The organism is Paenarthrobacter sp. NPDC057981 (assembly GCF_042886835.1).
Taxonomy (GTDB): domain Bacteria; phylum Actinomycetota; class Actinomycetes; order Actinomycetales; family Micrococcaceae; genus Arthrobacter.
The window spans coordinates 172,285-182,091 of the sequence record NZ_JBHVQI010000005.1 but is presented as its reverse complement, the minus strand read 5'-3'; the positions used below and the strand labels follow the sequence as shown (position 1 = coordinate 182,091).

Here is a 9,807-nt window from a genome sequence, read left to right as displayed (position 1 = left end):
GCCCCGCCCGTTCCAATCAAAGGAACGGGCGGGGCTTCCTGCGTTTAACAGCAACGCGGGGTCACTTATGGCCCATCCCGGAGGGGATTATGGGCCATAAGTGGCCCTGCGTCGCTTTAAGACGGGTCGCTGATGTCCGCCACCACGGCGCCCAGGGCTGCGGTCAGGGCATCGGCATCGACGAAGGCGCTGCGCCCGTGTGCGCCGGCGCCCATGGAGATGCGGCGGCCAACAATGGTGGCGTCCGCGTAGACCGGCCACGGCGTCGTGCTCCCCAGGGGAGTGATGGTCCCGCGTTCATACCCGGTGGCATCCAAGGCCACGTCCGCAGGCGGTAGGGACAGCTTGTTCACGCCCACCAGGGCCCGCAGTTTGGGCCAGGAGATCTGGCGGTCACCGGGTATGAGGGCGAACAAGAACGTCCCGTCACGGTGCTTCACTACCAGGGACTTCACAATGTCCGCAGGCGAAATGCCCAGGATGCCGGCCGCCTCTTCCAGGCTGCGCGCAGCCGGACGCTCGACGACGTCGACGTCCAGTCCGCGCGCGGCGGCGTCAGCAAGGAAACGCTCGGCCCCGTCGGCCACATTGCCCGCCATCAGTCGCGGTACAGCAGAAGAGCTTCGCCCTGGCCCCCGCCACCGCACAGGGAAACCGCGGCCTTGCCCGTTCCCCGGCGGTTGAGCTCGTGGGCGGCGTGCAGCGCGAGCCGGGCGCCGGATGCTCCGATGGGATGCCCCAAAGCGATGGCACCGCCGTGGACATTGCACTTCTCCAGCGGATAACCGAGGTCCTTGAGCGACTGCACGGCAACTGAGCCGAAAGCTTCGTTGATCTCGATGAAGTCCAGATCCTCTACCGTCCAGCCCGCACGCTTCAGCGCCTGTGCGATCGCGTTGGACGGTTGGGAGTGCAGCGAGTTGTCCGGTCCGGCGACCTGTCCGGGCTTTCCCACCACTGCCAAGTACTTCAACCCGTTGTCGCGGGCGAACCGGCGACTCGTCAGCACCAGTGCGGAGGCGCCGTCGGACAGGGGAGAAGAGTTCCCCGCCGTGATGGTGCCGTCCGTGGCGAACGCAGCCTTCAGCGGAGCAAGGGTTTCCACGGTGGTGTTCGGGCGGACGCCTTCGTCGGTGGCGAGGACCAGCGGATCACCCTTGCGCTGCTTGACCCGCACGGGGGCGATTTCGACGTCGAAAATTCCGTCGGCGATCGCCGCAGCGGCGCGCTGGTGCGAAGCCGCCGCTACTTCGTCCTGGGCCTTGCGGTCGATGCCGAGTGTGACGTTCTTGGTTTCCGTGGACAATCCCATGGACTGCCCGTCGAAAGCGTCAGTAAGACCGTCGTGGGCGGCAACGTCCAGGGCCTGGATGGATCCATAGGTCCAGCCTTGGCGGGATCCCGGCAGCAGGTGCGGGGCACGCGTCATCGACTCCTGCCCGCCAGCCACTACCACCGTGGCGTCTCCGCTGCGGATCAAACGGGCCGCGTCGATGACTGCGGTCAGGCCGGACAGGCAGACCTTGTTGATGGTCACAGCAGGAATGTTCCAGCCCACGCCCGCGGCGATGGCACTCTGGCGTGCCGGGTTCTGTCCGGCGCCGGCCTGAAGCACCTGCCCCATAATGACGGCATCTACTTGTTCGGCTTTGACGCCGCTTGCGGCAAGAGCGGCGCCAATTGCGTGCGCGCCGAGTTCGACGGCGGTCAAGCCCGCCAATTGTCCGTTGAGGCGGCCCTGCGGAGTGCGGGAAGCGGCAAGAATGACGACATCATTGTCGTCGGCGGAGTTGCTCATGGTCTCTCTTCCGGTCCGGGAGTGGTGTAGCAAGGCTATCGCGGTGTGTGCGCCGGCCTAACCATTTAACGGCGGGGGAGGTCCGGGCATTCCGGCAGTGGCAGCCTTCCCTGCTTTGGGTGCCTGTGGCAACGGTGCTTGCAATCACGGACAATCTGGGGTAGACAGGAAGGCTGCTTTGCCGTATTGTAGATATTTGCGTCTTCCCTGTTAACCTTCAGCCTTCATATAGCGGTGGGCTTTACCTCTCAGCTGCGCCATTGACGTGCCGTTACTCAACGTGTACAGCCATGGACGGGCTGGGTCCGGGTCATATAGCGGAACCGGATTAAGTATCCTGCAGAGCACTCTGCGGAATGCAAACGGGGGAGATCTGAAAACGCCTGAAGGTCTGTGGAAGGATCCCTCTTGGTCGCCTCGAGCACCTCTAATAACGAAACCGCTAACACGGCAAGCACCGATGGTGCCACCCGTCGCCTCTCATTCGCAAAGATTCACGAACCCCTTGATGTTCCGAATCTTCTCGCCCTGCAGACGGACAGCTTTGACTGGCTCGTCGGAAACGAACGCTGGCAGGCGCGGGTAGCGAAGGCTGTCGAGGAGGGCGACCTCAGCGTCGCCACCACCTCCGGACTTGCCGACATCTTCGAAGAGATCTCCCCTATCGAGGACTTCCAGGGCACCATGTCCCTGAGCTTCTCCGAGCCGGAGTTCGCTGATCCGAAGTACACCATGGCCGAATGCAAAGACCGTGACGCCACCTACTCGGCCCCGCTGTACGTCAAGGCCGAGTTCATGAACAACAACACGGGCGAAATCAAGCAGCAGACCGTGTTCATGGGCGACTTCCCCCTCATGACTGAGAAGGGTACGTTCGTCGTCAACGGCACCGAGCGTGTTGTTGTCTCCCAGCTGGTCCGTTCCCCGGGCGCCTACTTCGAGCGCGCCGCTGACAAGACCAGTGACAAGGACATCTTCACCGCGAAGATCATCCCGTCCCGTGGTGCTTGGTTCGAACTCGAAATCGACAAGCGCGACCAGGTCGGTGTCCGCCTTGACCGCAAGCGCAAGCAGTCGGTCACGGTTCTCCTGAAGGCCCTCGGCTGGACCGAAGGCCAGATCCTGGAAGAGTTCGGCCAGTACGACTCCATGCGCGCGACGCTGGAGAAGGACGCCACCGAAACCCGCGAAGACGCGCTTCTGGATATCTACCGCAAGCTGCGTCCGGGCGAGCCGCCCACAGTCGAGGCTGCCCAGTCCCTGCTGGACAACCTGTACTTCAACCCCAAGCGCTACGATCTTGCCAAGGTTGGCCGTTACAAGATCAACCGCAAGCTCGGCATCGACCGCTCCCTTGGTGACAAGGAAGCATCGGTCCTGCACGTTGAAGACATCGTTGCCATGATCAAGTTCCTCGTTGCGCTGCACGCCGGCGAGAAGACCATCATGGGCAAGCGCGACGGCGAAGACCACGAGCTCCGCGTCGACATCGATGACATCGACCACTTCGGCAACCGTCGCATCCGCGCCGTGGGCGAACTGATCGAGAACCAGGTCCGCACCGGTCTGTCCCGCATGGAACGCGTCGTCCGCGAACGCATGACCACGCAGGACGTCGAGGCCATTACGCCGCAGACGCTGATCAACATCCGTCCCGTTGTGGCAGCGATCAAGGAGTTCTTCGGAACGTCCCAGCTGTCCCAGTTCATGGACCAGAACAACCCGCTCTCGGGTCTGACCCACAAGCGCCGCCTGTCGGCACTTGGCCCGGGTGGTCTGTCCCGTGACCGCGCCGGCATGGAAGTCCGAGACGTTCACCCGTCCCACTACGGACGTATGTGCCCCATCGAAACCCCTGAAGGCCCGAACATCGGTCTGATCGGTTCGCTGGCTTCCTACGGCCGCATCAACCCGTTCGGCTTCATCGAGACCCCGTACCGCAAGGTGTCCAACGGTGTTGTCTCCGACGACGTCGAATACCTCACGGCCGATGACGAAGCCGAGGTCCTGATCGCACAGGCCAACGCTCCGCTGGATGCTGACAAGAAGTTCTCCGAAGAGACCGTCCTTGTCCGTGCCCGTGGTGGTGGAGGCGAGCCCGTTCTGGTTCCCGCTGCAGATGTCCAGTTCATGGACGTTTCCCCGCGTCAGATGGTGTCCGTTGCAACGGCACTGATCCCGTTCCTCGAGCATGACGATGCCAACCGTGCACTCATGGGTGCCAACATGCAGCGCCAGGCCGTGCCGCTGGTCCGTTCCGAAGCTCCTTTCGTGGGCACCGGCATGGAGCGCGCAGCAGCCGTCGACGCCGGTGACGTTGTCATCGCGAAGAAGGCAGGTGTGGTCACCGAGGTTTCCGCCGAGCTCGTTGTCATGATCAACGACGACGGCACCGAGACCAACTACCGCATCAACAAGTTCGCCCGTTCCAACCAGGGCAACTGCTACAACCACCGTGTTCTGGTCAACGAAGGCCAGCGCCTGGAGGTTGGCGGCATCATCGCTGACGGTCCCGCAACGGACCAGGGTGAGCTCGCCCTCGGAAAGAACCTGCTCGTGGCATTCATGTCATGGGAAGGCCACAACTTCGAGGACGCCATCATCCTTTCGCAGCGCATTGTTGCTGAGGACGTCCTTTCCTCCATCCACATCGAGGAGCACGAAATCGATGCCCGCGACACCAAGCTTGGTGCCGAGGAAATCACCCGTGACATCCCCAACGTGTCCGAGGAAGTCCTGGCTGGCCTGGACGAGCGCGGCATCATCCACATCGGTGCAGAGGTTGAAGCAGGCGACATCCTGGTAGGCAAGGTCACCCCCAAGGGTGAAACCGAGCTGACCCCGGAAGAGCGCCTTCTCCGCGCCATCTTCGGTGAGAAGTCCCGCGAAGTCCGCGACACCTCCCTGAAGGTGCCCCACGGCGAGTCCGGTACGGTCATCGGCGTGCGCGTCTTCGACCGCGACAACGACGACGAACTGCCCCCGGGCGTGAACCAGCTGGTCCGCGTCTACGTTGCAGCCAAGCGCAAGATCACCGACGGCGACAAGCTCGCCGGCCGTCACGGCAACAAGGGTGTTATCTCCAAGATCCTTCCGGTCGAGGACATGCCCTTCCTTGCAGACGGTACCCCGGTGGACATCGTCCTGAACCCGCTTGGTGTTCCGGGTCGAATGAACGTTGGCCAGGTTCTGGAAACCCACCTCGGTTGGGTTGCCAAGACCGGTTGGAAGATCGAAGGCGAGCCGGAGTGGGTCAAGAACCTCCCGAACCTGCCCCGTGAAACCGGCCAGACCACCGTTGCCACCCCGGTGTTCGATGGCGCCCGTGAAGAAGAAATCACTGGCCTGCTTGACTCCACCAACGTAACCCGCGACGGCGACCGCCTGATCGATTCCTCCGGAAAGACCCGTCTGTTCGACGGCCGCTCGGGCGAGCCGTTCCCGGACCCGATCTCCGTCGGTTACATGTACATCCTGAAGCTCCACCACCTGGTGGACGACAAGATCCACGCCCGCTCCACCGGCCCGTACTCCATGATCACGCAGCAGCCGCTGGGTGGTAAGGCACAGTTCGGTGGCCAGCGCTTCGGTGAAATGGAAGTGTGGGCGCTCGAAGCTTATGGCGCTGCCTACACGCTTCAGGAACTCCTCACGATCAAGTCGGATGACATCCACGGTCGTGTGAAGGTCTACGAAGCCATCGTCAAGGGCGAGAACATCCCTGAGCCTGGCGTTCCCGAGTCCTTCAAGGTCTTGATCAAGGAAATGCAGTCGTTGTGCCTGAACGTGGAAGTTCTTTCCACGGACGGAACCACTATCGAGATGCGTGACTCTGATGACGCAGTCTTCACGGCTGCGGAAGAACTGGGTATTGATCTGTCCCGTGCAGAGCCCAGTTCCGTAGAAGAGGTCTAGCAGCGGTTCCGGCGGGCGGTGCTCAACCACTGTCCGCCGGATCAGCTCCCTCTTCCCGTAACCAAGACTTCAGAATTTAGAGAACAAGAGAGAACAGGGACCATATGTCCAGCGAATCCTCCTTCGGCCTCATGCAGATCGGCCTCGCCACCGCGGAAGACATCCGCGGCTGGTCTTACGGTGAGGTCAAGAAGCCGGAAACCATCAACTACCGCACGCTCAAGCCCGAGAAGGACGGCCTCTTCTGCGAGAAGATCTTCGGCCCGTCCCGCGACTGGGAATGCTACTGCGGCAAGTACAAGCGCGTCCGCTTCAAGGGCATCATTTGTGAGCGTTGTGGCGTTGAAGTCACCCGCGCCAAGGTGCGCCGTGAGCGCATGGGCCACATCGAACTGGCCGCGCCCGTAACCCACATCTGGTACTTCAAGGGCGTTCCCTCGCGCTTGGGCTACCTTTTGGACCTGGCACCGAAGGACCTTGAGAAGGTCATCTACTTCGCTGCCTACATGATCACCAGCGTTGACACCGAAAGCCGTCACGCCGAACTGCCGAACCTCCAGGTTGAGCACGACCTCGAGAAGAAGCAGATGATCGACAACCGCGACAGCGACATCGCCACCATCGCCCGCGACCTTGAAGACGAGCTTGCCCGTCTTGAAGGCGAAGGCGCCAAGGCTGCCGACAAGAAGAAGGCCCGCGACTCCGCAGACCGCCAGATGGCGAACGTCCGCAAGCGTGCCGACGCCGACATCGAGCGCCTTGAGCAGGTCTGGGACCGCTTCAAGAACCTCAAGGTCGCTGACCTTGAAGGTGACGAAGGCCTTTACCGCGAACTGCGCGACCGCTACGGTCTGTACTTCGAGGGCTCCATGGGTGCCGAGGCCATCAAGAAGCGCCTCGAAACCTTCGACATGCAGGCTGAGGCCGAGGCCCTGCGCGACACCATCCAGAACGGCAAGGGCCAGCGCAAGACGCGTGCCCTGAAGCGCCTGAAGGTTGTCAACGCATTCCTGACCACCAACAACAGCCCGCTGGGCATGGTCCTCGACGCCGTCCCGGTGATCCCGCCGGAACTGCGCCCGATGGTCCAGCTCGATGGTGGCCGCTTCGCGACCTCCGACCTCAACGACCTCTACCGTCGTGTGATCAACCGCAACAACCGCCTCAAGCGCCTGCTTGACCTCGGTGCTCCGGAGATCATCGTCAACAACGAGAAGCGCATGCTTCAGGAAGCTGTTGACAGCCTCTTCGACAACGGTCGTCGTGGCCGCCCCGTCACGGGTCCGGGCAACCGTCCGCTGAAGTCCCTGAGCGACATGCTCAAGGGCAAGCAGGGTCGTTTCCGCCAGAACCTGCTCGGCAAGCGCGTCGACTACTCCGGCCGTTCGGTCATCGTCGTCGGCCCGCAGCTGAAGCTGCACCAGTGTGGTCTGCCCAAGCAGATGGCCCTGGAGCTCTTCAAGCCGTTCGTGATGAAGCGCCTGGTTGACCTCAACCACGCCCAGAACATCAAGTCGGCAAAGCGCATGGTCGAGCGTTACCGTCCGCAGGTCTGGGACGTGCTGGAAGAGATCATCACCGAACACCCAGTGCTGCTCAACCGTGCACCTACCCTGCACCGCCTCGGCATCCAGGCCTTCGAACCGCAGCTTGTGGAAGGCAAGGCAATCCAGCTTCACCCGCTGGTTTGTGGCGCCTTCAACGCTGACTTCGACGGCGACCAGATGGCAGTCCACCTGCCGCTGAGCCCGGAAGCCCAGGCCGAAGCACGCATCCTGATGCTGTCCTCGAACAACATCCTGAAGCCGTCCGATGGCCGTCCGGTGACCCTGCCTTCGCAGGATATGATCATCGGTCTGTACCACCTGACCACCAAGCGCGTCGGTTCCGCCGGCGAAGGCCGCATCTTCTCCTCGGTTTCGGAAGCAATCATGGCGTACGACGCCCGTGAGCTGCACCTGAACTCCCAGGTCAAGATCCGACTGGACGACTTCGTGCCGTTCGCAGGTTGGGAAGCTCCGGAAGGTTGGGAGCCCGGTCAGCCGGCTCTCGTTGAAACCTCCCTCGGCCAGGTCATCTTCAACCAGACCCTGCCTGAGGACTACCCCTGGGTTGAGGCTGTTGCGGACAAGGGCGAACTGTCCCGGATCGTCAACGACCTCGCAGAGCGCTACCCTAAGGTTGTTACGGCGGCAACGCTGGACAACCTGAAGGACGCAGGTTTCTACTGGGCCACGCGTTCGGGTGTCACGGTTGCTATCTCGGACATCGAGGTTCCGTCCTCCAAGCCGGGCATCCTTGCCGGTTACGAGGGCATGGCCGCCAAGATCCAGGGCCAGTACGACAAGGGCCTGATCGACGACGACGAGCGTCGCCAGGAACTGATCGAGATCTGGAACAAGGCAACCAACGAGATCGCCCAGGCGATGCGCGACAGCCTGTCCCCGATGAACACCATCAACCGCATGGTGTCCTCCGGTGCACGTGGTAACTGGATGCAGGTCCGCCAGATCGCGGGTATCCGTGGTCTTGTGGCCAACCCGAAGGGTGAGATCATCCCGCGTCCGATCAAGTCCTCCTACCGTGAGGGCCTGTCGGTGCTGGAATACTTCATCGCCACGCACGGTGCCCGTAAGGGTCTGGCCGATACCGCTCTGCGTACCGCCAACTCGGGTTACCTGACCCGTCGTCTGGTGGACGTTTCGCAGGACGTCATCGTCCGTGAAGAGGACTGTGGCACTGAGCGCGGTCTGGTCACCCCGATCGCCGTGCCGGATTCCAACGGTGAGCTCGTCCTGGACGAGAACGTCGAGAACAGCGCCTACGCACGTACGCTGGCTGTCGACGTCGTCGATGCCCAGGGCAACGTCCTGGCTCCGGCCGGTACCGACTGCGGCGACGTCGTCATCGACCAGCTGCTGGCTGCAGGCATCACCGAGGTCAAGGTCCGCTCCGTACTCACCTGTGAGTCCAAGGTCGGCACCTGTGCACTGTGCTACGGCCGTTCGCTGGCCACCGGCAAGACCGTGGACATCGGCGAGGCCGTGGGCATCATCGCCGCGCAGTCCATCGGTGAGCCCGGTACCCAGCTGACCATGCGTACGTTCCACACCGGTGGTGCTGTTTCTGCCGGTGGTGGCGACGACATCACCCAGGGTCTGCCCCGTATCCAGGAGCTCTTCGAAGCCCGTACTCCGAAGGGTGTCGCACCGATTGCTGAAGCAGCCGGCCGCATCACCATCGAAGAGTCCGAGCGTCAGATGCGCCTGGTGATCACTCCGGACGATGGTTCCGAAGAGATCGCCTACCCGGTACTGCGCCGTTCACGCCTCCTCATCGAAGATGGCGAGCACGTCAGCGTCGGCCAGAAGCTGATCAACGGTCCGGTGGACCCGAAGCAGGTTCTGCGCATCATGGGTCCTCGTGCGGCACAGAAGTTCCTCGTGGACGAAGTGCAGGGCGTGTACCGCAGCCAGGGTATTGGTATCCACGACAAGCACGTCGAGGTTATCGTCCGCCAGATGCTGCGCCGCGTGACTGTCATCGAGTCCGGCGACTCCGACCTGCTCCCCGGTGAGCTGGCAGAGCGCGCCCGCTTCGAGGACGAGAACCGTCGCGTGGTGTCCGAGGGCAAGTCCCCGGCATCGGGTCGTCCGGAACTCATGGGTATCACCAAGGCTTCCTTGGCTACCGAGTCCTGGCTGTCGGCCGCTTCCTTCCAGGAGACCACCCGCGTCCTGACGCAGGCGGCCATGGAAGGCAAGAGCGATCCTCTGCTCGGCCTGAAGGAAAACGTCATCATCGGTAAGCTCATCCCGGCCGGTACGGGTCTGCCCCGCTACACAGAGGTCACTGTGGAGCCGACGGAAGAAGCAAAGGCAAGCCTGTTCACGGGCCCCAGCGCTTTCACCGACTTCTCCTATGACGCCCTGGGTGGCGACGGCGCTCCCGAGTTCCACGCCATCCCGCTGGATGACTACGATCTCGGCAACGACTTCCGCTGATCCGTTCGGCAGTAGTCACTGAGTGACAACCGGGCCCCGTACTCTTTGCGAGTGCGGGGCCCGGTTCGTTAACGGCAGGATGCTGCCCGG

Annotated in this window: 4 protein-coding genes; 2 read left to right on the top strand and 2 right to left on the bottom strand. The window is 62.6% G+C overall.

Annotated elements, in window-relative coordinates:
* Positions 1–116: 116 nt before the first annotated feature.
* Both ACFVSI_RS08120 and ACFVSI_RS08115 read right to left on the bottom strand, forming a co-directional pair.
* Positions 117–599 carry an aminoacyl-tRNA deacylase gene (locus ACFVSI_RS08120; RefSeq protein WP_387821720.1) on the bottom strand — a complete coding sequence of 161 codons (483 nt, stop codon included), beginning with the start codon at positions 597–599 and terminating at the stop codon, positions 117–119.
* Entirely contained in the window at positions 599–1,798 is a 1,200-nt protein-coding gene (locus ACFVSI_RS08115; protein WP_387821717.1) for an acetyl-CoA C-acetyltransferase, read from the bottom strand. The genes ACFVSI_RS08120 and ACFVSI_RS08115 overlap by 1 nt, the downstream gene beginning before the upstream one ends.
* A 408-nt stretch (positions 1,799–2,206) precedes the next feature.
* Here ACFVSI_RS08115 and rpoB point away from each other — a divergent pair, with 408 nt between their 5' ends.
* Together rpoB and ACFVSI_RS08105 are read left to right on the top strand one after the other, a co-directional pair.
* Positions 2,207–5,713: a DNA-directed RNA polymerase subunit beta gene (gene rpoB, locus ACFVSI_RS08110; protein ID WP_144659411.1), complete on the top strand. Its 3,507-nt coding sequence runs from the start codon at positions 2,207–2,209 to the stop codon at positions 5,711–5,713.
* 104 nt (positions 5,714–5,817) lie between these two features.
* Positions 5,818–9,717 (top strand): DNA-directed RNA polymerase subunit beta', encoded by a 3,900-nt coding sequence (locus ACFVSI_RS08105; protein ID WP_387821714.1) that lies wholly within the window; start codon positions 5,818–5,820, stop codon positions 9,715–9,717.
* Positions 9,718–9,807: the final 90 nt, after the last annotated feature.